General features: G+C 74.1%; 28 protein-coding genes and 2 pseudogenes. 15 read left to right on the top strand and 15 right to left on the bottom strand.

Annotated features, from left to right (window positions below):
- Window positions 1–76 precede the first annotated feature (76 nt).
- From M446_RS04025 to M446_RS04035, 3 genes are all read right to left on the bottom strand, one after another.
- Window positions 77–991 (bottom strand): bestrophin family protein, encoded by a 915-nt coding sequence (locus M446_RS04025; protein ID WP_012330805.1) that lies wholly within the window; start codon window positions 989–991, stop codon window positions 77–79.
- Window positions 992–1,178: 187 nt separating this feature from the next.
- Complete coding sequence (locus tag M446_RS04030; RefSeq protein ID WP_012330806.1) at window positions 1,179–1,820, bottom strand: OmpA family protein; 642 nt, start codon at window positions 1,818–1,820, stop codon at window positions 1,179–1,181.
- Between the two features lie 323 nt (window positions 1,821–2,143).
- Window positions 2,144–2,599 (bottom strand): lysozyme inhibitor LprI family protein, encoded by a 456-nt coding sequence (locus tag M446_RS04035; protein ID WP_012330808.1) that lies wholly within the window; start codon window positions 2,597–2,599, stop codon window positions 2,144–2,146.
- A 263-nt stretch (window positions 2,600–2,862) separates the two neighbouring features.
- Here M446_RS04035 and M446_RS04040 point away from each other — a divergent pair, with 263 nt between their 5' ends.
- Window positions 2,863–3,999: an HD-GYP domain-containing protein gene (locus M446_RS04040; RefSeq protein WP_012330809.1), complete on the top strand. Its 1,137-nt coding sequence runs from the start codon at window positions 2,863–2,865 to the stop codon at window positions 3,997–3,999.
- A 490-nt stretch (window positions 4,000–4,489) separates the two neighbouring features.
- Here the strand turns inward: M446_RS04040 and M446_RS04045 are convergent, their stop codons facing one another.
- On the bottom strand, window positions 4,490–5,509 hold the full coding sequence (locus M446_RS04045) for a substrate-binding domain-containing protein (protein ID WP_012330810.1): 1,020 nt from the start codon (window positions 5,507–5,509) through the stop codon (window positions 4,490–4,492).
- Window positions 5,510–5,575: 66 nt separating this feature from the next.
- Here M446_RS04045 and M446_RS04050 point away from each other — a divergent pair, with 66 nt between their 5' ends.
- The 6 genes and pseudogenes from M446_RS04050 (at window position 5,576) to M446_RS04075 (ending at window position 9,859) form a co-directional block, all read left to right on the top strand.
- Complete coding sequence (locus tag M446_RS04050) at window positions 5,576–6,337, top strand: hypothetical protein (protein WP_012330811.1); 762 nt, start codon at window positions 5,576–5,578, stop codon at window positions 6,335–6,337.
- Window positions 6,338–6,368: 31 nt separating this feature from the next.
- Entirely contained in the window at window positions 6,369–6,593 is a 225-nt protein-coding gene (locus M446_RS04055) for a hypothetical protein (protein WP_012330812.1), read from the top strand.
- Between the two features lie 79 nt (window positions 6,594–6,672).
- Window positions 6,673–7,493: pseudogene (locus M446_RS04060) on the top strand (MFS transporter); the annotation flags it as partial.
- Window positions 7,494–7,890: 397 nt separating this feature from the next.
- Window positions 7,891–8,160 carry a hypothetical protein gene (locus M446_RS04065; protein ID WP_012330813.1) on the top strand — a complete coding sequence of 90 codons (270 nt, stop codon included), beginning with the start codon at window positions 7,891–7,893 and terminating at the stop codon, window positions 8,158–8,160.
- Between the two features lie 69 nt (window positions 8,161–8,229).
- On the top strand, window positions 8,230–9,090 hold the full coding sequence (locus M446_RS04070) for a glucose 1-dehydrogenase (RefSeq protein WP_012330814.1): 861 nt from the start codon (window positions 8,230–8,232) through the stop codon (window positions 9,088–9,090).
- Window positions 9,091–9,322: 232 nt separating this feature from the next.
- Window positions 9,323–9,859, top strand: coding sequence for a hypothetical protein (locus M446_RS04075; protein ID WP_012330815.1), 537 nt, complete (start codon window positions 9,323–9,325; stop codon window positions 9,857–9,859).
- A gap of 101 nt (window positions 9,860–9,960) precedes the next feature.
- On the opposite strand, the gene M446_RS04080 is transcribed toward M446_RS04075, so the two are convergent.
- On the bottom strand, window positions 9,961–10,227 hold the full coding sequence (locus M446_RS04080; RefSeq protein WP_012330816.1) for a DUF6894 family protein: 267 nt from the start codon (window positions 10,225–10,227) through the stop codon (window positions 9,961–9,963).
- A gap of 235 nt (window positions 10,228–10,462) precedes the next feature.
- Here M446_RS04080 and M446_RS04085 point away from each other — a divergent pair, with 235 nt between their 5' ends.
- Both M446_RS04085 and eutC read left to right on the top strand, forming a co-directional pair.
- Window positions 10,463–11,842: an ethanolamine ammonia-lyase subunit EutB gene (locus M446_RS04085; protein ID WP_012330817.1), complete on the top strand. Its 1,380-nt coding sequence runs from the start codon at window positions 10,463–10,465 to the stop codon at window positions 11,840–11,842.
- 50 nt (window positions 11,843–11,892) lie between these two features.
- Window positions 11,893–12,705, top strand: a complete 813-nt coding sequence (eutC, locus tag M446_RS04090; RefSeq protein WP_210161186.1) for an ethanolamine ammonia-lyase subunit EutC — start codon at window positions 11,893–11,895, stop codon at window positions 12,703–12,705.
- On the opposite strand, the pseudogene M446_RS34665 reads toward eutC, so the two are convergent.
- Window positions 12,689–13,305, bottom strand: a pseudogene (locus M446_RS34665) (YceI family protein). The gene eutC and the pseudogene M446_RS34665 sit on opposite strands and share 17 nt — an antisense overlap.
- 101 nt (window positions 13,306–13,406) lie before the next feature.
- Here M446_RS34665 and ruvA point away from each other — a divergent pair.
- Entirely contained in the window at window positions 13,407–14,024 is a 618-nt protein-coding gene (gene ruvA, locus M446_RS04100; RefSeq protein ID WP_012330819.1) for a Holliday junction branch migration protein RuvA, read from the top strand.
- 52 nt (window positions 14,025–14,076) lie between these two features.
- Here ruvA and M446_RS04105 read toward each other — a convergent pair whose 3' ends face one another.
- Both M446_RS04105 and M446_RS04110 read right to left on the bottom strand, forming a co-directional pair.
- Window positions 14,077–15,438, bottom strand: a complete 1,362-nt coding sequence (locus M446_RS04105) for an ATP-binding protein (protein ID WP_012330820.1) — start codon at window positions 15,436–15,438, stop codon at window positions 14,077–14,079.
- Window positions 15,439–15,448: 10 nt separating this feature from the next.
- Complete coding sequence (locus M446_RS04110; RefSeq protein WP_012330821.1) at window positions 15,449–16,174, bottom strand: response regulator; 726 nt, start codon at window positions 16,172–16,174, stop codon at window positions 15,449–15,451.
- 203 nt (window positions 16,175–16,377) lie between these two features.
- Here M446_RS04110 and M446_RS04115 point away from each other — a divergent pair, with 203 nt between their 5' ends.
- Together M446_RS04115 and M446_RS04120 are read left to right on the top strand one after the other, a co-directional pair.
- A complete protein-coding gene (locus tag M446_RS04115) occupies window positions 16,378–16,701 on the top strand; it encodes an accessory factor UbiK family protein (RefSeq protein WP_012330822.1) in 324 nt (107 codons plus the stop codon).
- A 263-nt stretch (window positions 16,702–16,964) separates the two neighbouring features.
- Window positions 16,965–17,468 (top strand): YbjN domain-containing protein, encoded by a 504-nt coding sequence (locus tag M446_RS04120; RefSeq protein WP_012330823.1) that lies wholly within the window; start codon window positions 16,965–16,967, stop codon window positions 17,466–17,468.
- A 66-nt stretch (window positions 17,469–17,534) separates the two neighbouring features.
- Here M446_RS04120 and M446_RS04125 read toward each other — a convergent pair whose 3' ends face one another.
- From M446_RS04125 to M446_RS04155, 7 genes are all read right to left on the bottom strand, one after another.
- Window positions 17,535–18,596, bottom strand: coding sequence for a TonB family protein (locus M446_RS04125; protein ID WP_012330824.1), 1,062 nt, complete (start codon window positions 18,594–18,596; stop codon window positions 17,535–17,537).
- Window positions 18,597–18,600: 4 nt separating this feature from the next.
- Entirely contained in the window at window positions 18,601–19,074 is a 474-nt protein-coding gene (gene tolR / locus M446_RS04130) for a protein TolR (RefSeq protein WP_012330825.1), read from the bottom strand.
- Window positions 19,075–19,086: 12 nt separating this feature from the next.
- Complete coding sequence (locus M446_RS04135; protein ID WP_012330826.1) at window positions 19,087–19,773, bottom strand: MotA/TolQ/ExbB proton channel family protein; 687 nt, start codon at window positions 19,771–19,773, stop codon at window positions 19,087–19,089.
- A gap of 38 nt (window positions 19,774–19,811) precedes the next feature.
- A complete protein-coding gene (locus tag M446_RS04140; protein ID WP_043700806.1) occupies window positions 19,812–20,282 on the bottom strand; it encodes a hypothetical protein in 471 nt (156 codons plus the stop codon).
- 247 nt (window positions 20,283–20,529) lie between these two features.
- Entirely contained in the window at window positions 20,530–21,615 is a 1,086-nt protein-coding gene (locus M446_RS04145; RefSeq protein WP_012330828.1) for a glucokinase, read from the bottom strand.
- A 210-nt stretch (window positions 21,616–21,825) separates the two neighbouring features.
- Complete coding sequence (locus tag M446_RS04150) at window positions 21,826–22,182, bottom strand: hypothetical protein (RefSeq protein ID WP_012330829.1); 357 nt, start codon at window positions 22,180–22,182, stop codon at window positions 21,826–21,828.
- Between the two features lie 22 nt (window positions 22,183–22,204).
- Complete coding sequence (locus tag M446_RS04155) at window positions 22,205–22,612, bottom strand: response regulator (RefSeq protein ID WP_012330830.1); 408 nt, start codon at window positions 22,610–22,612, stop codon at window positions 22,205–22,207.
- Between the two features lie 231 nt (window positions 22,613–22,843).
- On the opposite strand from M446_RS04155, the gene M446_RS04160 reads away from it, so the two are divergent.
- From M446_RS04160 to M446_RS04170, 3 genes are all read left to right on the top strand, one after another.
- Window positions 22,844–23,857, top strand: a complete 1,014-nt coding sequence (locus M446_RS04160) for a WD40 repeat domain-containing protein (RefSeq protein WP_012330831.1) — start codon at window positions 22,844–22,846, stop codon at window positions 23,855–23,857.
- 4 nt (window positions 23,858–23,861) lie between these two features.
- Window positions 23,862–24,122 carry a hypothetical protein gene (locus M446_RS04165; protein WP_012330832.1) on the top strand — a complete coding sequence of 87 codons (261 nt, stop codon included), beginning with the start codon at window positions 23,862–23,864 and terminating at the stop codon, window positions 24,120–24,122.
- 298 nt (window positions 24,123–24,420) lie between these two features.
- The gene (locus M446_RS04170) at window positions 24,421–25,647 is read left to right on the top strand and encodes a hypothetical protein (RefSeq protein ID WP_012330833.1); all 1,227 of its coding nucleotides are present in this window, start codon (window positions 24,421–24,423) and stop codon (window positions 25,645–25,647) included.
- Window positions 25,648–25,659 lie beyond the last annotated feature (12 nt).

Consider the following 25,659-nt stretch of genomic DNA (forward strand, 5'->3'; position numbering starts at 1 on the left):
TCCGCGGCCGGACATCAGGCGAAGTGGGGCGCGCCGGCGCGAAGGCGACCGCGGGGCGCGGTGTCGGACGCCGGCGTCAGCGCAGCACGCCGCCCTCGGGCCGCAGGACGGGCGGCAGGGGCTCGCCGAGCGCGTCGCACACGATGCGCTCGATCCCGCGCAGCATCGCGTCGAGGGGCAGGTCGTTCGGCTCCAGGCCGAACGGCTCCTCCAGCTCGTCGCCGAGCACGTCGAGGCCGAAGAACGTGTAGGCCACCAGGGCGGCCACGGCGGGCGTCGCCCAGCCGAGCGAGGCCGCGAGCCCGAAGGGCAGGAGCAGGCAGTAGATCCAGGCCGTGCGGTAGAGCAGGAGCGTGTAGGCGAAGGGCAGCGGCGTCGACTGGATGCGCTCGCAGGCGGTGTGGATCTGCGACAGGGCGGCGACGCGCCCCTGCATCTGCGCGAACAGGATGTCGCTGAGGGCGCCCCGGCGCAGGGCCCCGGCGAGGTCGGCCGCGAGCGCCCCGAGCACCGCGTCGGTCGGGCTCGCCCGGCCCTCCAGGCGCTCGCCGTCCGGCAGCCAGGGCCGGGCCGCCGCCGCCTCGTCGGCGCTGCGCAGCCTCGCGTGCAGGGCGTGGGCGAAGCCCGCGACCCGCCGCAGGCACGCCCGCCGGGTCGCGGCCTCGGCCGGATCCTGCAGCAGGACGCCGATCAGCCGGACGAGGTCGCGCGTCTCGGCGATCAGGGCGCCCCATTGCTTGCGGGCCTCCCACCAGCGGTCGTAGCAGGAATTGTTGCGGAAGCTCAGGAAGATCGAGAGGGCGAGGCCCACCAGCGTGAAGGGACCGATCCCCTCCGGCCCCGGGAAGGATTGCGGCCAGTGCCGCTCGACCGCCACCACCAGGAAGGCGGCCGCCGTGATGCCGGCCACCTGCCGGATCACCTTCGGCAGGATCGAGCCCTGCAGCGTGAACAGAACCTGGATCAGGCCTGGACGGGGCCGGACGACCATCATGGACCTCGCGCGACGCGCGGCCCCGCGGGGACCGCGCGCCTGGTGGCCACGGCCGCGTGGCAGCCTCAAGGCGGGCTTGGCATCCGACATCCGACGGATTGCTCCGCAATGCGGATGTCGGCTTCGCTCACGCGCCGCGCGGGCCTGTCACCCGCTGTTCGGACGTGATCGTCCGGACAGCGGATCACTCCCGCGAGGCCGACTTGACCGCCGACATGTTGACGGCGGTGACGCGGCGGTTCTCGGGCGCGGTCGGGCGGGCCGCGTCCTTGAGGTGGCGCTTGCCGTAGCCCACCGCCACGAGGTTCGCCGCCGGCACCCCGTAATTGTGCACGATGTACTGCTTGACCGCCTCCGCCCGGCGCTCCGAGAGCACCTGGTTGCCGTGGTCGGAGCCGTTGGCGTCGGTGTGGCCGACGATCAGGATGACGCTGCCGGACATCTGCGGCCGGGACAGCGTGGCCCCCAGCACCTTCACCACCGGCAGCGCCTTCGGGCCGATCTGGGCCGAGTTGTAGGCGAAGGGCACGTCGAGGTCGATGCTCGGACGGTCGGCGGCGGCGGCGGCGAGGCGCTCGCGCTCCGTGTCCGAGAGTCCGGTCCGGTTGCGCAGCGTGTCCAGGAAGGCGCGGCCCTCGCTGCCCGCGTCGCCGCGCACCCCGAGGGTCAGGCCGCGGGTCAGGGGCCGGGGCGACAGCGCCGCCAGGATCTGCTCCTCCGTCACCGCCTGCGCCCGGGCTCCCGCCACGGTGCACAGGAGCGTCAGCGCGGAGAGGAAGGCGGCCCGGCACGGGCCGCGGGACGGGTGTTCGGACGATCGCAACATGGGCATCTCCTCTCGAGTGCTCCGACGGCGGGGCGCGGCGGGCCTCGCCCTTCCTCAGCAGCCGCCCCTCCTCAGCAGCCGCCCTTGCACTGCACGCCGGCCTGGGCCGGAGCCGGGGCGATCGGGGGCACGAAGCCGCCGAGGGCGAGCAGGAACGCGATGGCGAGCGTGGTGAACAGGCGCATGGCAAGCCTCTTGGCGCTGAGCTCGCCGCGCGGGCGGCCGGAGGGGACCTCTCCCCTCGCCTCAGCCCCGGCGGCAACACCCACAGGCTACGCGCATTCCCCGCGCATGCCGGTGCGCTCCCGCACCGGCGCGGGCCGTCAGGTCCTGATCTCGTTGATCCGCGCCACGAGGTGCCGGATCTTGCAGGCCGAGGCGGCCTGCCCGGCATTCGAGCCGCCGTGAAGGTCGAAATCGTACAGGGCGTCGCAGTGCAGCCGGTCGTACTCCTCGAAGGCGGCCTGCGCGGCCAGGAAGGCCTTGCGCCACGCCTCGGCATCGGCCGCTCCCGCGAGGCTGCCGGGGCTCGGGGCGCGGCGCCCCACGGCGTCGATCGCGGCGAGCTTGCGCGCCACCTCCTCCTTCATCCGCGCCCGCAGCGCCTTGGCGGCGTCGTCGAGGCAGGCGCCCTTCTGGTACTCGGGCAGCTTCGGTGCGGCGCAGCGGCGGAAGATCGGGGCGGCCGACAGGGGATCTGCCGGCCCGTAGGGATCCTCGGCGGCCTGCCCCGCCGTGGCGGTCATCGTCAGGAGAACCAGGATCGTCGCGCCGCGCATGGATCGCCCCCGCTCGCGACCGAGCTTGACCGAAAATCCACGGCCCGCAACCGCCGACGCGCGCCCGTTCACAGGGGCGCGTCCGCGGGGCCGAGGACCTTGGGCTGCCCATTCATTACTCACGGTCATTCAACCATCCTTAAGACGATGACGTAAGGATTTCGGCAGCCAGAATCGGGCTCCGTCTCCCGCGCACCGAGAAGATTCGCTGAGAGCGGACCGGATGCACGGGCCGGAGCCCCTCAGAGAGCGAGCTGGAAGGAATGGACGTCCTTCTCGTCGATGACAGCGCCGCGATGCAGCTGGCGCTGCGCCGCCACTTCTCCGCCTACCCGGACCTCAGCGTCAGAGCGATGGCGGACGCGCGCAAGGCCCTGACCGAGGCGCGGATCCGCGCCTTCGACCTCATGCTCGTCGACTACCACATGCCGGGGATGGACGGGATCTGCTTCATCCGGAAGGTGCGGGAGATCCCGCATTACGCGCAGGTCCCGATCGTGATGATCACCAGCGACGTGACGGATGAGATCAAGCAGGCGGCGCTGGAGGCGGGCGCCACCGACTTCCTCGCCAAGCGCACCCGCGGCGTCGAGTTCACGGTGCGCCTGCGCAACTTCATCCGGCTCGCCTCCGCGGTGCGGCGGCTGGAGGACCGGGCGACCTGGCTGGCGGGCGAGGTCGAGCGGGCGCTGCGCCACACGCGCGAGCGCGAGGCGGAGATCATCTTCCGGCTCGCGCTCGCCGTCGAGTATCGCGACAACGACACCGGCGGCCACACCCTGCGGGTGGCGCGCTACAGCCAGATCATGGCCGCCGAGATGGGGCTCGACCCGGAATTCTGCCGGCAGCTCTACCTCGCCGCCCCGCTCCACGACGTCGGCAAGGTCGCGGTGCCGGACGGGATCCTGCTCAAGAAGGGCCGCCTCGACGAGAACGAGTTCGCGGTGATCCGCGACCACACGGTGATCGGCAAGCGCATCCTGGGCGACTCGTCGGGCGCGCTGATCCGGCTCGCGGCGGAGATCGCCGAGGCCCATCACGAGAAATGGGACGGCAGCGGTTACCCGAACGGCTGGGCCGGCGAGGCGATCCCGCTCTCGGCGCGCATCGTGGCGGTGGCGGACGTGTTCGACGCGCTCACCTCGGAGCGGCCCTACAAGGAGGCGATGCGCTTCGAGGAGGCTCGGGAGCGCATCCGGGAACTCGCCGGCAGCCATTTCGATCCGGCCTGCGTGGAGGCCTTCCTGCGCCGCTGGGACGACATCCGGGCGGTGACCGCGGCGGAGCGGGGCTCGGACCTGTACGCCATGGCGCACGGCACGGAGCCGTGGGAGCGCGTGCCCGAACTCCTGCGGGAGCTCGCGGAGGAGCCGCCCCCGAAGGCGGCCTCGCGCTCCTGATGCCAACGGCTCAGGATGCTGACGCATCGAGCCGTTGATCCAACTCGAATTTTCGATTTCAAGCCAAATGCTTGGCGAAAATTCGAGAGCAGCACCACCGGTCACTTTCAATGACCGGTGGTATGATACGCTGTCCGGACGATCACGTCCGGAACGCGGATGACGCGCCCGCGCGGCGCCTGAGCGACGCCGCCATCCGCATGGCCGACATGGGAGATGGCGAGGCCATCGATCGGATGTCGGATGATCCGGGATCCGCCGGATGGAAGCCTGATCCGGCACCGCCCTGCCCGGCGGTCCCGGCGCCCAGGCCCGCGTCCGGTGTGCAGCGGGAGCAGAACGATCGATGGCGATCGCGGCAGTGCGGCCGACGGCGGTGGTGCTCGCGCGTTCGTCGAGGAGGATCCAGGCCGGACAGGCCCGCGCCCGCGTCCACGGGCCGGGATTCCGGCGCCGTGAGCGGCCGGAACGCGAAAGGATGGTCCCCCCTTCAGTCGGGCGGCCGGTAGCCGGGCGTGGTCGCGGCGCGGGCGGCCGCCTCGGCCGCGACCCGGTCGAGGATGCTCCCGCGCAGCGAGGGGCTCGCGGCGAGGTAGTAGATCTCCCACCCCACGGACAGGAAGGTGAGACCGAAGCGCTCGGCCGCGGCCCGCGCCCCGAGGCCCGCATCCGCCGCGCCCGACGCGATCACCGCCGCCACGGCCTGATGCGTGAACTCCTCGACCGCGCAGCCCGCCAGGCGGTCGGGCGGGATTCCGTGTTCGGCGAGCAGGCGGTCGAACCAGCGCCGGGTCCCCGACCCCTTCTGGCGGTAGACGACGCGCACGCCCTCGGCGGCGAGGTCGGCCACCCTCCGGATGCCGAGCGGGTTGCCGGGCGCGAGCAGCAGCCCCTGCTCCCGCTCCATGAGCCGGAGGAGCACGAGGCCCGGATCGGCCGCCAGCGCCGCGAAGGGCGGACCGGCCTCGGCCGGGGCGAGCGGGCCGCAATGGAAGCCGGCCACGTCCGCCCGCCCGTCCGCGACGCGCGCCGCCGCCTCCTCGCTGCCCACCACCTCCACCTCGCCGGCCCGGAGGTCCCGCAGTACCGCCATCAGCAGCGGGTCGTGGCTCGCCGCGATCCGCAGCGGGCGCGGGCCACCGCCGATCAGGTCGCGCAGGCGCAGATCCAGGACGCGGGACTCGCGGGCGAGCGCCGGCTCCACGCCCGCGGCGGCGGCCGCCAGGGCGTCCCGCAGGGCCGAACCGGCGGGGGTCAGGACGGAGCCGTGCCCCCGCGTCTTCTGCACCAGGGAATGCCCGAACCCGGCCTCGAGCGCGCGCAGCCGGTCCCAGGCGGCCCGGTAGGACAGGCCGAGCTCCGCCGCGAGGCCCTGCACGGAGCCGCTGCGCGCGATCGCGTCGAGCAGCGCGGCCGCATCCGCGACCGCCATCGCGCGGGTCCCGAGCCGGATCATGCCCCCGAGGGCGAGCGTCACCGTCAGCGCCGGGCCTTCGGAAGCGTCATGCATATTGAGACCGCCAGAACGGTGGTATACTGCCGATGCGCCCGGCGACGGGCGGCGCTGCGGACCGTGATGCCGGTGTCAAACGCGATCCCTCCCTCGCTCGATCAGGCCGCGGCGCCCGGGCCGTCATCCTTCGCAGCATCGCGGCGGGGTGGCCAGATCCGGGCGATTTCGTATGGCGGGGCCCCGGCGGAGGCGGGGCGGGACTCCTCGCGGCTGCCCTGCGGCTGGGTGCTCGACGGGGGCCTTCGCCTGTTCCGGGGGGACGGGGCGCGGGTCGGCCGCTCGGCGGCGGCGCTCAAGCTCCTCCTCGCCCTGGCCGTGACCGCGGAGGAGGACGGCTCGGCCCTGCTCTCCTGCGCGCAGCTCGCCGCTCTGGCGGGGCTCACGCAATCGCTGATCGTCTCGGGCAAGCGCCTCCTCGCGGATTACGGCCTCGTGCGCGTCGAGGCCGAGGGCCGGCGGACCCGCCTCGCCCTGACGCGCTACGGGCCGGACCATAGGGCCGCCCGCATCCGCCACGATCCCGCCTATCGGGCCAACCCGGCGGCCGAGATCCGGGGCCTGCGCGCCCTCTCCTGCCGCCGGAGCGGCCATCTCGACGCGCTCAAGCTCTACATCCTGCTCTGCGCCCTCGCGGGCGAGGAGGGCGCCCGCGAGGGCGCGCAGGGCGGTCCGGTCGCCCTGCCGGCCGGCCTCGCGGCGGACCTCCTGAACCTGACGATCCTGCGGCTCTCGGCGGCCCTCGCCCTGCTCCGGGACCAGGGGCTCGCGGAGCTCGGGGACGCGCGACCGGACACGCTCCTCGCGCGCCCGCTGCCGCTGCCGTGAGCCGGAGTCGCGCGGGCCCGGGAGGCCGGTCGTGATCGCGTCCGAGCGGCGGCTGCTGCGCCACCTCGCGCGGGCGGAGGGCTGGGTCGGCCTCGCGGACCTGAAGCGCCAGCGCCTCCTCGACGACGGCACCGGTCTCCTGGTACCCAATTTAATGGCGCGCGGCCTCGTGGATTACCGGGCGGACAGCCAGGATTTGCGCCTCACCGCGGCCGGCCGCGCGGCCGCCGCGGCGGCGTCCCCGGGCAGGGGCTGAGGACTGCCCCCGGGCGGGGCGAGCGCGCGACGGGCACAGGCCGGGCAAAGATCCGGCGCGAAGGAGGGGAGACGACCTGATGGATGCCGAGCTTGCCGAGTCGCCGCGCCCGGGCGCGGCGCCGGGCCCGCCGTCGCGGGAGGCCATCGTCGCGCGGGCGGGATTCAACCGCTGGCTCGTGCCGCCGGCGGCGCTCGCGATCCACCTCTGCATCGGCATGTCCTACGGGCTGTCGGTGTTCTGGCTGCCGCTGTCGCGGGCGCTGAGCACCGGCCGGCCCCGGCGGCCTGCCCGGAGATGAGCCTGCTCGGCGCCCTCGTCACCACCACCTGCGACTGGCGCGTCAGCGACCTCGTGGTGGTGTTCTCGATCGGCATCGTGATGCTCGGCCTCTCGGCGGCCCTGTTCGGGGGCTGGCTGGAGCGGGCGGGCCCGCGCAAGGCGGGGCTCGTCGCGGCCCTGTGCTGGGGCGGCGGCTTCCTGATCGGCGCGCTCGGGGTCGCTCTGCACCAGCTCTGGCTGATCTGGCTCGGCATGGGCGTCATCGGCGGGATCGGCCTCGGCCTCGGCTACATCTCGCCGGTCTCGACCCTGGTGAAGTGGTTCCCCGACCGGCGCGGCATGGCGACCGGCATGGCGATCATGGGGTTCGGGGGCGGGGCGATGATCGGCTCGCCCCTCGCCGACCTGCTCATCACCCGCTTCAAGGGCCCGGGCGAGGCCGGGGTCTGGCAGACGCTCGCGATCATGGGCGCGGGCTACCTGCTCATCATGACGGCGGGCGCCTTCGGCTACCGGGTGCCGCCGCACGGCTGGATGCCGGAGGGCTTCGCCCCGCCCGCCGCCCTGGCCTGGCTCGCGGTCGGGCTGCCGAACGCCTGGGGGGTCTGGATCACCCTGGGAAAGGCGCTGATCCTGTTCCGCTGAGCCTCACGCGCCGACGCACCTCAGCATGAGGAAGGGCGTGAGCGCCATCACGGTCCGGCCTCATGGCCTGCCATTCTGGTGGACGCAGGCCAAATTGGACGAATGCCAAATTGGACGGATGCCAAGCAGGCCCTCGATCTCGTGGAAATCCTTGAATTCCGGCGAAATGGCCGCGCCGGACATCGAAAGGGGCTCCGCCTCTCGGGAGGGGCCGGGCCACCGGTCGACGCCGACGCGGCAGAGCCCGGGCTCCGGCCCGCGCCGGCCCGGGCGCCCCTGCGGAACAGCGCCGGCCCCGGTCCGTTGGTCCGGCAGCATCCCCGCGGCGATCCCGGCGGGGACCCCGATTCCGGACCGAGGAGATTCCGCCATGCGCGCCCGCGCGGTCGGCCTTGTGCTCGCCCCCCTCCTGCTCGCGGCCGGTGCGGCGCTCGCGCAGCCGTCGGGGCCCTTCTTCGACGAGGACGGCCCCGCCGTCACCGGCAGCCTGCGGGGGGAACCCGGCTGGGGCTACTACCCGCCCCGCACGGGTCCGCGCGTCTGCCAGAAATGGTGCGAGGCCGACCTCGTGCCCTGCGACCCGCCGAACTTCAAGATCGCCGACGGCCGCTGCCGGCCGAATTCCGGCGGGCGGTTCTGAAGCCTGCATCCCCGGCCGCGGCCCGCCCGCCGCGGGCCCTCCCGCGTCGCGTCAGGAGCTGACCCCGCAATGATCGATTTCCCGAAGCCGCCCTTCAGCCGCCAGAAGCCGATCCCGATGCCCGGCCGCGACGCCGAGATGGATCCGAGGCCCGATTACGGCGAGGGCCACTATCGCGGCTCGGGCCGGCTGGCGGACCGCAAGGCCATCATCACCGGGGCGGATAGCGGGATCGGCAAGGCCGTGGCCCTCGCCTTCGCCCGCGAGGGCGCCGACGTGCTGATCAGCTACTACGACGAGCACGACGACGCCCGCGAGGCGGCGCGGCTCGTCGAGGAGGCCGGCCGCAAGGCGGTGCTGGTGCCGGGCGACATCAAGGACCCGGCCCATTGCCGGGCGATCGTCGAGAAGGCGGTGGCGGCCTTCGGCCGGGTCGACGTGCTCGTCAACAACGCCGCCCATCAGGCGACCGTGCAATCGGTCGAGGACCTCAGCGACGAGGAATGGGACGTCACCTTCCGCACCAACATCCACGCGATGTTCTACCTCGTGAAGGCGGCCCTTCCCCACATGCGGCCGGGCAGCGCGATCGTGAACACGACCTCGATCAACGCCGACACGCCGAGCCCGCAGCTCCTCGCCTACGCGACGACCAAGGGCGCGATCCAGAACTTCACCGGCGGCCTGGCCCAGCTCCTGGCCGAGAGGAACATCCGGGTGAATTGCGTCGCCCCCGGCCCGGTCTGGACGCCGCTGATTCCCTCGACGATGCCCAGGGAGAAGTTCGAGCAGTTCGGCAAGCAGGTGCCGATGCAGCGGCCGGCCCAGCCCTGCGAGCTCGCGCCGATCTACGTCATGCTGGCGGCCGAGGAGGCGAGCTACGTCTCGGGCGCCACGGTCGCCGTCACGGGCGGCAAGCCGCTGATCTGACCGCGGGAGGCGGCCCGTCGACAAGTCTCTCCGAGCCGCCGGGACGCCTCACGACTTGTGAGGAATTTGGCCTCTACCTCATCTGGATGATGACAGCCGGGGATGGATGCGGCGTCATCTGAGGGTTGCAACGAGAGTTCGTCGCGGGCGCGGCCCGATCAGGCGAACCGGCGGCGGGACCGCGCTCGCGACGGGCGCGGATCCGGCCGGCACCCACAGGAGAGGACACCCGATGCGCCTGATCCGCCTCGCTCCGCTCGCGCTGCTCGCGACCGCCCTCGCCGCCCCGGCCGGCGCCGAGGACCTGCCCCGGGAAGCGAGCTTCCGCATCACCTACACCTCCACCAACCCGGTCCCGGGCAAGCCGGTCCAGCTCGGGCCGACCCGCAGCCACGCGGTCGGCGTGAGCATCATGGCGGCGGTGAACCAATCCGGCGGCAAGCTCCTCCACAACATGGCCGGGCGCTGCAGCAGCAGCGCGATGTTCGACAGCGATGCCAAGACGTTCGAGAACCAGGGCTACTGCGACTACGTCGATGCCGACGGCGACCACGTCTACGAGCGCTACGCCTTCGCGCCGCAGCCGATGAGCGCGCGGCTGAAGGGGACCGGCGAGTGGATCGGCGGCACCGGCAAGTTCACGGGCCTGTCGGGCAGCTTCGACATCCAGGCGAGCCGCCTCTCGCCCCTCGCCGAGGGCGTCGCCCAGAGCGTGGGCGAGAAGACCGGCACCTACGTGATCCGGGACAAGGTCGCGGACGCCAAGTAGCGGACTCAAGCAGCGCTCCCCCGAGGAGCGCACCCCTTCCGATACGCGAAGCGGCGCCGCATCGCTGCGGCGCCGCTTCGCGCGCGCTCAGGCGCGCAGGATCAGGACAGCAGGCCCCGCGCGTTCGCCGCCTCGGCCCGCGCGATGCTGCCGAGGGCGAGGCGCATCACGGTCTGGCCGGTCTCGTCGCGCACCTTCAGGGCGAGGTCGGCGGCCTGCCCGCAGGGGAGCGGGCCGCTCGCGCAGGAGCGCAGGGCCAGCATCGCCTCGGCATGCGCCGCCCGCACGTCCGCCAGGACGACCCCGACATCGTCCCGGGCGTCGAAACCCTCGGCTTCCAGGTCGAAGAAGTAGCGGTGCACGGCCATCCCCCAATTCGCGCTGCCATGGAAGCCCGGAGCGGCGGCCCTTCGCCTTCACACAGGCTGACCTGCGCTGCGATGCAAGAGCCGTTCCGCGGCGCATCAATTGCTTAGGTAGCACGGCCGGGCGCCTCGGCGAGGGGCAGATAACCCCATCTTACCCGCGCCCAGTGAACCGCCCCGGCACCTCGCGGGCGCGGCCCTTTGCGGTAAGGTGGGGTTCGGCAGGAGGAGATCCCGGATGGTCTATCGCCACGTCGTCGGCCCTCGGACCTGGCTGTTCGCCGACCTCGCCGAGCTGATGGCGAAGGCGAGCCCGATCCGCTCCGGCGACCGCCTCGCCGGCCTCGCGGCGGGGAGCGCCGAGGAGAGCGTGGCGGCCCGCTGGTGCCTCGCCGAGGTGCCGCTCGCCGACCTGATGAACCGCCCGCTGATCCCCTACGAGGCGGACGACGTCACGCGCCTCATCCTCGACAGCCACGACGCGGCGGCCTTCGCGGCGATCGCCCACCTGACCGTCGGGGATTTCCGCGAGTTCCTGCTCACGGCGGACGCGGCCGCGCTGGCGCGGATCGCCCCCGGCATCACGCCGGAGATCGCCGCGGCGGTGTCGAAGATCATGCGCAACCAGGACCTGATCCTGGTCGCCCGCAAGTGCCGGGTGGTCACGCGCTTCCGCAACACGATCGGCCTGCCCGGCACCATGGCGGTGCGCCTCCAGCCCAACCACCCGGGCGACGATCCGGCCGGCATCACCGCGGCGATCCTCGACGGGCTCGCCTATGGCTGCGGCGACGCGGTGATCGGCATCAACCCGGTCTCGGATTCGGTGCAGGCGATCAGCCGCCTGCTCCACCTCCTCGACGACCTCATCGCCCGCCTGGAGATCCCGACCCAGGGCTGCGTGCTCACCCACGTCACCACGACCCTGGAGGCGATTCGGCGGGGCGTGCCGGTCGACCTCGTCTTCCAGTCGATCGCCGGCACGCAGGCGGCGAATGCCTCCTTCGGCGTCACCCTGCCGCTGCTTGCCGAGGCACGGGAGGCGGCGCTCTCGCTCAAGCGGGGCACGCTCGGCGAGGACGTGATGTATTTCGAGACCGGCCAGGGCTCCGCCCTCTCGGCCGACGCCCATCACGGCATCGACCAGCAGACCCTGGAGGCGCGGGCCTACGCGGTGGCGCGCGCCTTCCGGCCGCTCCTCGTCAACACGGTGGTGGGCTTCATCGGGCCCGAATACCTCTACGACGGCAAGGAGATCATCCGGGCCGGGCTGGAGGATCACTTCTGCGGCAAGCTGATGGGCGTGCCGCTCGGCTGCGACGTCTGCTACACGAACCACGCCGAGGCCGACCAGGACGACATGGACACGCTCCTGACCCTGCTCGGCGCGGCGGGCGTGAGCTACGTCATGGGCGTGCCGGGGGCCGACGACGTGATGCTGAACTACCAATCGACGTCGTTCCACGACCAGCTCTACCTGCGCGAGGTGCTCGGCCTGAAGCGGGCGCCGGAATTCGCCGCCTGGCTCGCGCGGATCGGGCTGACGGACGCGGCCGGGGCGCTCCTGCCCGGGGGCGCCAGGCCGCTCCTCGCCGCCGCCCCGGGGCTCGCCGCGTGAGCGCCGACGAGACCGTGCGCCCCGCGCAGGCCAAGCCCCCGGAGGAGGCCCTGACCGCGGAGGAGGCCCTGACCGCGGAGGAGGCCCTGACCCCGGAGGAGGCCTGGGGCCGGCTCAAGGCCCTCACCCCCGCCCGGATCGGGCTCGGCCGCGCCGGTTCCGGCCTGCCGACCCGGGAGGTGCTCGCCTTCGCGCTCGCCCACGCGCAGGCGCGCGACGCGGTCCACGCGCCCCTCGACGCGGCGGCCCTGCGCGCCGGGATCGAGGGGCTGGGGCTGCCGGTGCTGGCGATCGCCTCGCGGGCGCCCGACCGCGCCACCTACCTGCGCCGGCCGGATCTCGGGCGACAGCCCGACCCGGAGGGCCTCGCGCGGCTCGCCGCCGCGGCCGGGGATCCGGTCGACCTCGCGATCGTGGTGGCGGACGGGCTCTCGGCCCGGGCGGTGCACGAGGGGGCGGTGCCGCTCCTCGCCGCCCTCGCCCCGGCCATCGCCGGCTCGGGCTGGAGCCTCGCGCCGATCGTGCTGGCCGAGCAGGCCCGGGTCGCGCTCGGCGACGCGGTCGGCGCGGCGCTCAGGGCCAGGGCCGTCGCGGTGCTGATCGGCGAGCGGCCCGGCCTCTCCTCCCCGGACAGTCTCGGGATCTACCTCACCCTCGATCCCCGCCCCGGCCGCACCGATGCGGAGCGCAACTGCCTCTCGAATGTCCGCGCCGCCGGCCTGAGGCCGGACCTCGCCGCCTTCAAGCTGCACTGGCTCCTCGGCGAGGCGTTCCGGCGCGGGCTCACCGGCGTGGCCCTCAAGGACGAGAGCGACCGGCTCCTCGGGAGCGACGCCGCCGCCCCGCTCACGGCGCCGCCTTGAACTCCCTTCGAGCCGCAGGCTCACCTCGTCGCCGAGGGCCGGAAGGAAGGCCGTCATGCCGAATTCGGAGCGGCGGAGCACCGCCCGCCCGTCGAACCCCACCGTGTAGGTCTTGTCGACCGGGTGGATGCCGGCTTGGTTGAAGGTCACGTCGAGGACGATGGGCTTCGTCGTGCCCCGCAGGGTGAGGTCGCCCGTCACCCGCGCGGTGGTGGGGCCGGTCGGCTCCACGGCCCGGCTCTCGAAGGTGGCGGTCGGGAACCGCTCCGCGTCGAAGAAGTCCGGCCCGCGCAGGTGGGCGTTCAGCGCCTCGTGAAGCGCGTTCACGCTCGCGGTCGCGACCCGCACGCTGAGCCGGCTCTGGGCGGGCGCCTTCGGGTCGAGGCTGAGATCCCCGGCCACGTCGGTGATCTGGCCGTAATAGGTCGAGTAGCCGAGATGGCTCAGCGACCACGTGATCTTGCCGTGGGCGGCGTCGAGCCGGTAGTGCCCCGCCCGCACCTGGGTCGGGTCGGCGGAGGGCGGCGCGACGGCCTCCTCGGCCGCCGCCGGCAGCGCGAGCGCGACGAGGAGGCAGGCGAGCACGGTCGCACGCTTCATGCGGTCACCTTGTGGGTTCGGGCGGGGTCGCCGATATGGCCCGGATCCCATCCCACGAACAGGCCGGCGGCTCAAGGACGGGCCGCCCCCAACGGAACCCCATGATCGGCAAGCTGAAGGGTGTGGTCGATTCCTACGGCGAGGATTTCGTGATCCTCGACGTGCACGGCGTCGGCTACGAGGTACATTGCTCGGCGCGCACGCTGCAGCGGCTGCCGCCGGCCGGCGAGGCGACGGACCTCGCCATCGAGACGGTGGTCCGCGAGGACATGATCCGGCTCTACGGCTTCCGGTCGGACGCGGAGCGGGAATGGTTCCGCCTGCTCCAGACCGTGCAGGGGGTCGGCACCCGGGTGGCGCTCGGCCTGCTCTCGGTGCTGGAGCCGGCCGAGCTCGCCACCGCCATCGCCACCGGCGACAAGGGCGCGGTCGCCCGCGCCCCGGGCGTCGGGCCGCGGCTCGCCGCCCGCCTGGTCGCCGAATTGAAGGACAAGGCGCCGGCCTTCGCCCCGGTCGATCCGGCGCTCGTGCGCCTCGCGGGCGCGGTCGAGGCGCGCACCGCGCCCCAGCCGGTGGCGGACGCGATCTCCGCCCTCGTCAATCTCGGCTACCCGCAGGCCCAGGCCTCGGCCGCCGTCGCGGCGGCCCTCCAGAGCGCGGGGGCCGAGGCGGAGGCCAAGACGCTGATCCGCCTCGGCCTGCGCGAACTCGCCCGGTAGCCGCCGTCGCGGGCCCGCCCGGACACGACAAGCCTCGCGGGGGGAGCCGGAATCAGGCCGCCTGCGCCGGCGCCTGCCGGGGCACGCCGGCCGCGGCGCGGGGGAGTTCCAGGCGCGCGGCGAGGCCCCGCGGGCTGCGATTGGCGAGGGTCAGGCGCCCGCCGTGGGATTGCGCGATCGCGTGCGCGATCGCCAGGCCGAGGCCGAAGCCGCCGGCCTCGTTGAGGGTGCGCGCCCGGTCGCCGCGCACGAAGGGCTCCAGCATCGCGGCCTGCTCCTCCTCCGGGATGCCCGGCCCCTCGTCCAGCACCTCCACGGCCACGGCCTGCGGCCCCGCCGGGACGAGGCGCACGGTCGCCCCGCCGCCGTACTTCACCGCGTTGTCGACGAGGTTCGTGAGCGCCCGCTGCAATTCGTCGGGGGCGCCCTTGACCAGGCTCGGCCGGAGCCCCTCCGCCCGCACCTCCTGGCCCACATCCGCGAAGCCGTCGCAGACCGTCTGCACCACCGAGGCGAGGTCGACGAGGGCGAGCCCCTCCCGGCTGCGCCCGTCGCGCACGAAGGAGAGCGCCGCCTCCACCAGCGCGTTCATCTGGTCGAGGTCGCGCAGGAACTGCGCCCGCAGGGTCTCGTCCTCCAGGAACTCGGCGCGCAGGCGCAGCCGGGTGATCGGCGTGCGCAGGTCGTGGCTGATCGCCGCCAGCATGTGGGTGCGGTCGTCGACCAGGCGCTTGACCCGGGCGCGCATGCGGTCGAGGGCCCGCGACACCGCCAGCACCTCCTCGGGACCCGCCTGCGGCAGGGGCGCGAGGTCCATGTCGGTCCCGAAGGCCTCCGCGGCGCCGGCGAGGCGCTGGAGCGGGGCGGCGAGCGCCCGCGCGGCCCAGACCGACAGCAGGGTGAGGCTGAGCGCCAGGAAGACCAGGGTGGCGATGATCGCCCCGGTGAGCGGCGTGCGCCGCTCGTAGCGGGGCGGCAGGTCGGCCGCGGCCACGAGGCCGCGGCCGCGGATCACGAGCTGGCGCGGGCGGTCGTCCCCGGGGGCGATGCGCCCGACGCTCTCGACCCGCCACGCCTCCCCGAGGGCGCGCTGCAATTCCTCGGCCTCGGTGCTGTCGTGCGTCCGCGCCGGGGCGGCCTCGTCCGGCAGCACGGCCAGGCGCAGGCCGGTCGGGCCGCGGCCGGCCGCCTGCGCGATGGCGGGCCGCTCGCCCGGGCTCGCCGCGGCGAGCATCCGCACCACCAGGGCGAGGCGGTTCGCCAGCGCCCCCGGATGCTCCTCCAGCCGCCGCAGCTCGGGCCGCATCAGCAGGAAGGCCACCATCAGCACCACGTGCGTGACCACGATGGCGGCGACGACCAGGATGGCGATCTGCCCGGCGATGCGCCGGGTGAGGCGCACGGGCTCGCTCACGGCCGCCCCCTCACGCCCGCACCACGTCGGGCGTGAAGACGTAGCCGCCCGAGCGGATGGTCTTGATCATCTCCGGGTTGCGCGGGTCGCGCTCGATCTTCTGACGGATGCGGCTCACCAGCACGTCGATGCTGCGCTCGAAGGGGCCCGGCGCGCGGCCCTGGGTCAGGTCGAGGAGCTGGTCGCGGGAGAGCACCCGGCCCGGGCGCAGGCACATGGCGTGCAGGAGGTCGAACTCCGCCGCGGTGAGCGCCACCTGGGCGCCGTCCGGGTTGAGGAGTTGGCGCAGGCCGGCGTCGAGCACGAAGCCCGCGAAGGAGAGCCGGCGCACCTCCTCGTCCCGGACCGCGCCGCCGTTGGCGCCGCCCCGGCGCAGCACCGCCCGGATGCGGGCGAGGAGTTCGCGCGGGTTGAAGGGCTTAGCGAGGTAATCGTCCGCCCCGAGTTCGAGCCCGACGATGCGGTCGATCTCCTCGCTCTTGGCGGTGAGCATCAGGATCGGCACGGACGAGTGCGCCCGCAGGCGCCGGCAGACCGAGAGCCCGTCCTCCCCCGGCAGCATCAGGTCGAGGACGATGAGGTCGACCCGCGAATCGGCCAGCAGCCTGTCCATCTCGCGGGCGTCGCCCGCGAGGGAGACGCGCAGGTCGTTGCCGCGCAGGTAGCGGGCGACGAGCTGGCTGATCTCGCGGTCGTCCTCGACGAGGAGAATATGCGGCGTGCTGGTCACGCCCACCTTATGCCCGAGGCGGATCCCGGCTTGAAGCAGCGGAATTGCGTCGGAATGTTTCTGCGGCCGGCACCGGACACAGAGCGAAAGGATCGGCCCGCCGAGCGGGCGATTCGGCCCGCCAAGCGGGCGATTCGGCCCGGGCGGATTGCGGGGCGGGCCGGTTTGTCCCATCTGCCGGGGACGGCCCGCGAGCCCAGGAGATCACCGTGCAGTCCCAGAACCGCTTGCTCGACGATTTCGCCCGCCTGATGACCGACGCCGCCGGGGCGGCCCAGGGCGTCCGCCGCGAGGCCGAATCGGTGGTGCGCGCTCAAGTTGAGCGCTTCCTGCGCGACATGGACGTGGCCTCCCGCGAGGAGGTCGAGGTGCTGCGCGACCTCTTGACGGCCCTGCGCGGGCAGAACGACGCGCTCGCCGCCCGCGTGGCGGTGCTGGAGGCGAGGGCCGGGATCGGCGCCGCCGAGGCGCCCTCCGCCGGCTCCTCCGCCGATCCCTCCACCAAGCCCCCCGGCGCCGCGCCCACCGCGTGAGCCCGGCTTATTCACAGAAAGCTTCGGTGGATGGCGTCGTGACGCCCCGCCTCCCCCGGAGTTTTCGCTTTGAGTCTGCCGAGTCCGCCGGGCTATAGTGGCCTCACGCCTGATTCGCCGTCGCCAAGGGGAGACAAGTCGGCCGTTAAGCTCATCGCCTGCGGGCCAATACGTGCCGGGGATGCGATCTGCTTTCACCTCGACGTCGCTGTCCGCGTCCCGTGACGCCCCTCCCGCTCGGACGAGCCAAGAACCGGATCGCCATGACCCAATTGCACATCGTCGACCTTGAGCGCGCCGAGCACCCGCTCGATGTCGTCGAACGCCTCGCCTCGCTGCGCGACTGGATCTTCGACCGGGCCGAGACCGACGAGATGTCGGTGGCGGTGGCGGGCAAGTGGGCGGAGTACCACGTGGCCTATACGTGGATCGAGGACGTGGAGGCGCTGCACGTCGCCTGCGCCTTCGACCTCAAGGTCCCGCCCCGGCGCCGGTCGGAGGTGCTGCAGCTGGTCTCGATGGTCAACGAGCAGCTCTGGGTCGGGCATTTCGACCTCTGGAGCGGCGAGGACGTGGTGATGTACCGCCACGCCCTGCTCCTCACCGGCGGCGCCGAGCCGACGCACCGCCAGTGCGAGATGATGCTCAAGACGGCCATCGACGCTTGCGAGCGCTACTTCCAGGCCTTCCAGTTCGTGGTCTGGGCCGGCAAGACCGGCCGCGAGGCCCTCGACGCCGTGCTGTTCGAGACCGAGGGCGAGGCCTGAGGCGGGCCCGCCGCCCGGACCATCGATGCTTCGGTCGGACGCGCCGGAACCCGAAAGATCCTCGCCCTACCGGAAGGCCAGCGGCACCGAGAAGCTCTGCTGGGCCACGCTCACGCCGGCCGGCGCGGCCGGGACCGCGCTGCCCGGGGCCGCCGCCGCCAGGGCGGCGGCGTCGAGGCTGCTGTTGCCGCTGCTGCTCATCAGCGACGCGCCGACGATCCGGCCCGCGCGCGAGACCGTGAAGCGGATCGTCACCGTGCCGGTGCCGGCCCCGGCCCGCGCCCGGGCCTGGATCGCCCCGCGGATCTGCGCCCCCCAGGCGCGGAGCGCGCCCGGATCCGAGGCCGCCGCGGCCGCCTGCCCGCCCATCGGCACCCGCGCGCTGGTCGCGGCCGCCCGCTGACGGCGCTCCGGCTCGGTGGCGCGCTCGGCGGCCCGGGGCCGGGGCGCCTCGCGGGTCACCTCCCGGATCGGCTTCGGCGGCGGCTTGCGCGCCTGCTCGACGGGCTTCGGCGTCTCCACCGGTCTGGCCACGGGTTTCGGGGGCACCGGCTTGGGCGGTACCGGCTTGGGCGGCACCGGCTTGGGCGGCATCGGCGGCTCGACCGGGCGCGCCACCACGGCGGGCGTGGCCGGGGCGAGCGGCGCCTGCTCGTTCGTCGAGGTGATGACCTGCTCCTCGGGCGGCTGCACCGCCTGGACCGCCTCCGGGGGCCGCGCCTCGGTCACCGCCTCGGGCGGCGGCGCCTCGGTCACGGCCTCGGCGGGCGCGGCCTCGGTCATCGGCTGGGGTGCCGCGAGCGCGGTCTCCGGCGGGGTCACCGCCTGGATCTCGGGCGGCGCCTCGGCCGTCGGGGGTTCGGCGGGCGGCTCGACGGGCTTCTGCTCCGCCGGCAGGTCGGCCGGGGGCGGCGTCGTCACGACGTCGTTGGCCTCGGTCGGCACCTCGACGGGCGCGGGACTCGGGGCGAGGTCGATGGTGATCTCGCTCTCGCCGGGCGGCGCCCCGCCGCGCCACGCCATCATCGCGCCGAGCGCCCCCGCGTGCAGGGCGAGCGCCACCAGGAAGGCGAGGGCGAGGCCGGGACCCGGCTCGTCGGGTCCCCGCGTGGTCGCGTGGCTGCTCATGCGGCTACCGGGCGGCGGGCGCCGGAGCGGCCGCCAGGGGAGCCCCGTTGGGGGCGTTGGCGATCAGCGAGACCTTGGCGAAGCCCGCCTGGCCGACGAGGCCCATCACCTCCATGACCTTGCCGTAGGGCACGTCCTTGTCGCCGCGCACCAGCACGGTCTGGCCGGGATCCTCGGCGGCGGCGGCCCTCAGCCGGGCGAGCGCCCCCTCGGGCGGCAGCGGCTCCTTGGCCAGGAAGGCGTTGCCGTCCTTGTCGACCGAGACCACCACCGGCTTCTTGGGCTCGGAGGTCCTGGCGGCGGCGGTCTTGGGCAGCTGCACCGGCACGCCGACCGTCATCAGGGGGGCGGCCACCATGAAGATGATCAGCAGCACCAGCATCACGTCGACCATCGGCGTGACGTTGATCTCGGAGAGCGGGGCGGCCTCGAAGCCGTCCTCGTCGGCGGCGCCGGACTGGAGCGGGCCCATGCCCATGGGGCGGCCTCCCTACTCTGCGGCGCTGCGGGCGGCGTGGGGGCCGCGGTCGCGGGCGAGCCGGTTGCCCAGGGTGCCGATCGCCGCCGCGAAGGTGGATTGCAGCTTGGCGAGGTCGCCCGAGAGCTTGTTGTAGGCGACGACGGCGGGGATCGCGACCACGAGGCCGATCGCGGTGGCGAAGAGCGCCTCCGCGATGCCCGGCGCCACCACGGCGAGGCTGGTGTCCTGGCTCTTCGCGATCGACGCGAAGGAATTCATGATGCCCCAGACGGTGCCGAACAGCCCGACGAAGGGCGCGGCCGAGCCGGAGGTGGCGAGGAGCGGCAGGCCGACCTGCAGGCGCTTGAGGTCGAGGGCCAGCGCCGCCCGCATGGCGCGCTCGATGCGCTCGCGCCGCTCGGCCCGCGTCTCGGAGGGATCCTGGTCGCGCCACGCCTCCTGGGCCGCCGCGACGACCCGGGCGGCGATGCCGCGGCCCGCCTCGAGCGGCCCGCCGGTCGCCACCATGCGGGCGAAGGCCCGCGCCTGGCGGCGCGCCGCGGCCAGTCGGATCGCCTTCTCGACGATCACCGTCCAGCACGCCACCGAGGCCAGCACGAGGAGGATCATCACCCCCTTCACGATCGGGTCGGCCTGCAGGAACAGGCCGAGGAAGCTGAAATCGTGGGCGGCCGGTGCGGCGGCGGTCGGATCCATCGCGGATCTCCCTGGTGTGCGGGGCGGGCGGGGCGGGCTCAGCGCAGGAAGGGGGCGGCCCCCTTGGCGGAGGCGGGCTCGATGCGCTCCAGGCAGGTCTCGCGGGTCAGGTCGCCGCCCTCGCAGGCCACCACGTCGTTGAGCAGTAGGCGCCCGACCTGGGCGCAGGGCGCGGCGGCGATGTCGAACTGGCGCAGCACGGTCTTGCGGGCGGCGACCGGCCCGAGCTCCACCAGCACCCGCTTCTGCGCCACGCCGTCCGTGTCGAAGGCGTAGAGGTCGAGCTTGAGCGACCTGATCGGCGCGCCCTTGCCGTTGTCGACGAGGAGCGTCGCCCGGCAGGCCTCCCCGACCGTGTCGAGCTTGTTGAGCTCGATCCGCATCGGCGTCTCGGGCGCCTGCGCCAGGGCGGAGGCGAGCATCACCCCCGACAGGACGAGGCAGAACAGCAGATCGAGCGCGAGATGCCCGAGGCGGGCGCGGAACCACGGCAGACCCTGCGTCAACACGACAAACTCCCCCTGCGGCACGGTTGGCGGAGGCGCGATCGGACGCGCCCCGCGTCGCGCCCCGGAGGGCCGCAGGTCCGCCCGCCGGTCGCCCGCCGGCCGATGTGATGGTCCGCTCCCGTTCCGGTCAGCCGCCTCGTGCCGCGGCGGGCCGGCCGGGATGCACTATCCCGGATGACGCCGCGGGATCAAGCCTTGCCGGGAAACTCAGAGGAATTCCAGACTGTTATTCGGACCAAAGGCCGACTCAGCCGCGCGCCGCCGGGCCCTCCCGGTTGCTGAAGCGGGCATTGCCGAGGCCGGTCCCGATGGTGAGCACGCCCCAGCGGGCGAGGTCGCGCTGGAAGGGCACCTCGCTCAGGCCCTGCACGACGGCGTCGTTGTGCACGACCACCATGGTCGGATGGCCACCGACCGAGGGCAAGGCATCGCGCAGGGCGCGCGGCAGATTGAAGCGGCTGCTCTCCCAATTGCCGGGGAGGTTCTGGCCGCCGCGGCTGATGCGGCCGTCCGGCTCGATCACGCCCGGGCAGCCGACCCCGACGAAGGGCGCGAGCCTGAGGTCGGCCCGCGCGGCCCGGGCCACGAGGTCCTCCAGCATGGCGGCGATGCGGGCCACGGCGGCGTCGCGGGTGGGGGGTGGGTCCTCGTCGCGGTGGCGCCACAGCTCGGCCCGCCAGATCGCCGCGCGGGAGAGGTCGGGCGCCTTGCGCAGGTTCGTCGCCACGATGCCGGCCCGGATGTTGGTGCCGCCGATGTCGATGGCGAGCAGGCTGTCGTGGCCGGAGAAGATCCAGGCGGGGGCGAGGTGGGCGGCACCGATCAGTCCGCCCTCGTCGTGATGGTGGCGGATCGGCACCAGCGAGAGGTCGAGCCCGGCGGCGCGCAGGAGCACGCCCGCCCGCCCGATCACGAGGCGCCCGACGTAGGAATCGCTCAGGCCCCCGCCGACCACGATCCGCTCGGTGTCGCGCCAGCCTTTCTGGCGCAGGAAGCGGCGCACCACGGTGGCGAGCTCCTGGGAGAAATCCTCGACGGCGCCCTGGATCACCCCGGCGGCCTCGGGCGGGCCCTCGCGCAGGAGGCGGTCGAGCCGCTTCTTCGGCAGGTCCCGGCTCGGCGTGTCGCCGAGGGGATCCTCCCCGAGCTTGCGCAGGCGCTCGCGCCAATCCTCGATCAGGTCCCGGAAGGCCCCCTTGGTGACCCGGTCGCCGAGGAAGCCCTCCTCGTCCGGCTGGCGCAGTTCGATGTTGTAGCTGTCGACCGTCACCGCCGGGAGCGTGACGGCGGCGTGCGGGATGTCGGAGACGCTCGGGGCGGGGCTCGTCGCCATGCGGGGAGACCTTCGGGGTGCGGAGGCGCGGATCCCGAGACAACGGCGAGGAGGGGGTTACGGTTCAGCTTCGACCGGCGGTCGATGCGGGGCGCCGTTCGGGGCGGGGCGGGCCCGGCTCCGGATGCCAAGCGCCGCCGCGGCCGTCCCCGCACGGCCCGGGCAGGACGGCGTGCCGCCGCCGAACCGGTGCCCCCCGGCGCACGACGCTCAGCGCCGCGCCCCCTTCGGCGTGCGCGCCTCCTCGACCGCCTCGGCCTTCTCCTCGTCGGTGTCGCCGCCCCGGCCGATCGTCCTGCGCGGATCGGCCAGCAATTCCCCCAGGATCGCGCTCAGCCGCGCGCAATCGGGCCCGTACCCGTAGGCGTCGAGGACGATCGCGGCGTCGCGCAGGGTGCGCAGGTCCCGCACGGTCTGCAGGTTGGCGGCCTCGCGCAGGGCCGGGGTCTTGGCGATCTCCTCCTCCAGCCGCAGCGTCAGGGCCGGGCAGCCGGCCGGCGCCTCGGCCGCCCGGGACGGGCCGGCCGCGAGGAGGGCGACGGACAGGAGGATCGCGCGCATCATCATGTGGGGGGCTCCGAACGCCGCGTCAGGAATGCCCGAGGATCCGGTTGGCCAGCGCCACCACGTCGCTCGGGTAGTAGGGCTTGGGGACGAAGACCGAATCGGCGACGGCCTCGCCCTCGGCCAGGCGATGCCGCCCTCCCGACGTGTAGACAACCGGGAGATCCGGGCAGCGATGCCGCGCCGCGCGGGCGAGCGTCACCCCGTCGGTGTTGCGCGCGAGGTCGATGTCCGTGAACAGCATGTCCACGTGCTCGCGCTGCAGGATGCGGCCGGCCTCCTCGGCGTCGGCCGCGGTGAGCACGCGGTATCCCTCGTCCGCGAAGGCGGCCGCGGTCATCTCGCAGATCAGCGCCTCGTCCTCCACCACCAGGACCGTGTCCGGCAGCAGCAGGCCCGAGGGCGGGAGGGCGGCGAAGGCAGGCTGGATCATGACGCAACTCCGAACCCAGGCGGCGACGAACGCCTCGACCGTCGCCTTATCGAGAACGGCCGCGCTCGGCGGTCGTTCGGGGCCGATCCGGCGAATTGCGCGGGTTTGGTGAGCGAAGCATTAACCCTGCCAGCCCGGCGGTGAATCGCCGGGTCCCGCCCTCGCCCTTGCCAGCGGCGGACCCATGTGAGACGCGGTCTCCTCCTCCGCCTCCCGCAGGGTGTCATCCGCATGAGCGCCACCGCCGCCCCGTCCCTGACCCAGGCCGTCACCGGGATCGCGGCGGGCGCGCACGTGACCGCCGTGCACTGGCTCGGCCCCCGGGCCGCCTTCGCGCTCGGGGACGGGACCGTGATGCTCGCCGCCCCGGACGGGGACGCGGCCCGGGTCGCGGCCCATCCGGAGGCCGGCATCCTGGTGGCGGCGGGCGACGGGCGGCGCCTCGTCACCGGCGGCGACGACGGGCGCGTCGCCGCGACCGGGCCGGACGGGACCACCGAGACCCTCGCCAGCGCGAGGAACGGCGCCTGGATCGACGCGCTCGCCCTGCACCCGGACGGGGCCCTGGCCTTCGCGGCGGGCAGGCGGGTCGTCGCCCGCGACGCCAAGGGCCGCGAGCGGACGACCGAGGGACCCACGACCGTGCGCGGCCTCGCCTTCGCGCCGAAGGGCTACCGGCTCGCCCTCGCGCATTACAACGGCGCCACGCTCTGGTACCCGAACCTCGACGCCGCGCCGGAGGTGCTGGCCTGGAAGGGCTCGCATCTCGACGTGACGTGGTCGCCCGACGGCCGCTTCCTGGTGACGAGCATGCAGGAGAACGCCCTGCACGGCTGGCGCCTCCAGCCCGACCGCGGGCACATGCGCATGAGCGGCTACCCGGCCAAGGTGCGCTCGGTCTCCTGGTCGGCGGACGGGCACTGGCTGGCGACGAGCGGCGCCGAGGCCGCCATCGTGTGGCCCTTCGACAGCAAGGAGGGGCCGACCGGCAAGCAGCCGCGCGAGTGCGGGGTGCGCCCCGCCCGGGTCTCGCAGGTGGCCTTCCACCCGAAGGCGCCGGTGCTCGCCTGCGCGTACGAGGACGGCTGCCTGCTCCTGGTGCGCTTCACGGACGGGTCGGAGCTGCTGGTGCGCCCGGCCGTGAAGGGCAGCGCCGTGACGGCGCTCGCCTGGGACCGGACGGGCGAGCACCTCGCCTTCGGGGCCGCGGACGGGGCGGCCGGGATCCTCTCCCTGCCGCGCTGAAGCGATGGGCCTCCTCTCCGCCTTCCGCCGCCCGCGGCCGGATGCCGGCCGGCGCGAGCAGGTCGCCGCCTGGGCGCGCCGGCTCGGCGGCTTCGGGCCCGAGGTCGCGCTCACGGTGAGCGAGATCGTCTGCCCGGACCCCGCCTGCCCGGGAACCGAGACGGTGATCCTGATCATGGCGCCGGGCGCCCGGGCGCGGGCCGTGACATGCGCCAAGCCCGTCGAGGCCGTGACCGAGGCGGACGTGGCGGCGGCCCTGGGCTGAGACGGGATCCGCTTGATCGAAGCGGATCCCGGATCGCGAGCCTGCGCGGCGCCTGAGCGCGGCGCCTGAGCGCGGCGCCTGAGCGCAGCCGACATCCGCATGGCCGAAATCGGAGAGGGCGAAGCCATCGACCGGATGTCGGATGAGACGGGTCCGGCATCCCCGCGCCGGGACGCCCGCCCGGCCGTCGCGGCGGGCCGCCCGGCCCGGAGTGTTGCATCGCATCTACAGCGCTGTGGCGTCCGGCTCACTAACCAGGAACGGAACGCGCGCCCCGCGCGCCCGAAGGCCCCCGCCCATGCCCCGCGCGGCTCCCTCCTCGCCCGATCCCGCCGTCGACGCGGCGGCGCTGCTGCGCCGCATCGGCTTCATCGGCCTCGTGGTGGCGGTGCCGCTCGCCGCGCTGGTGTCGCGCCGCGCCATCGTCATCCTGGTGCCGATCGCCGTCGTCATCCTGTGCCTCGCCACCGCCCTCGACGGGGCGGGGCGGCCGGTCGGGGCGGGGCTGCGGCGCGTGCTGCGCACCCGGGCCATGGCGGCGGGGGCACTGCTGGCGGGCTGGACGGCCCTGTCGATCGTGTGGTCGCCCTTCCCCGGCACCGCCTCCGAGCGGCTCCTCAACGTGGCGATCACCGTGGGGCTGACGCTCGCGGGCTACCTCGCCCTGCCGGACCGGATGCGCGCCGCCAACGCCTACCTGCTGCCGGTCGGCGTCGGCGCGGCGGCCCTGGCCGCGGTGGCGCTGGGGCTGTTCAGCGGCGCGGCCCTGCGCTTCGGCCTGGAGGACGATTCGACCCTGGAGCGCGGCGCCATGCTGCTCGCGCTGCTGGTCTGGCCGGCCGTGGCGTGGCTGCGCTCGCGCCGCCGCGACGTCGAGGGCCTCGGCGTCGCGGTCGCGGTGGCGCTCGCCCTGGTGCTGGCGCCGAGCCCGATTCCCCTGCTGGCCCTGGCGGCGGGCGCGGTGGCCTTCGCGCTCGCGGCCTGGCGCCAGCAGCTCGGCGTGCGGATCGCGGCCGGCGTCGCGGCCGGCCTCGTGGCCCTCGGCCCCCTCGTGCCCTTCCTGCTGCGGCCGATCGTGGCGCCGCTGCTGGGGCCGCTCCACCCCCTGTCGCAGGCGCTGAAGACCTGGACCCGGGTGGTGACGAGCGAGCCGCTGCGCCTCCTCACCGGCCACGGCTTCGAGACGGCCCTGCGCGGGCGGATCGTCGGGATGCTGCCGCCGAGCGCCCCGACCTCGTTCCTGTTCGAGATCTGGTACGAGCTCGGCGTGGTCGGCGCCCTCGCGGCGGCCTTCGTGCTGTGGTCGGCGGTGCTGCAATCGGGCCGCGACCACCCGAGCCTCGCCCCGGGCGCGATGGCGACCGCCATGACCGCCTTCGCCTCGGCCTGCCTCGGTATGAGCGTCACGGTGGTGTGGTGGCTGACCAGCGTGGCGGTGGCGGTGCTGGCCTTCATCGCGATCGAGCGCGGCCAGTTCCGCACCAGCCGGCCCAAGGCGAGCGCGCTGCCGGGGATCAAGGGGTAGCGGGGCGCCGGC

The organism is Methylobacterium sp. 4-46 (genome assembly GCF_000019365.1).
Classification (GTDB): Bacteria; Pseudomonadota; Alphaproteobacteria; order Rhizobiales; family Beijerinckiaceae; genus Methylobacterium.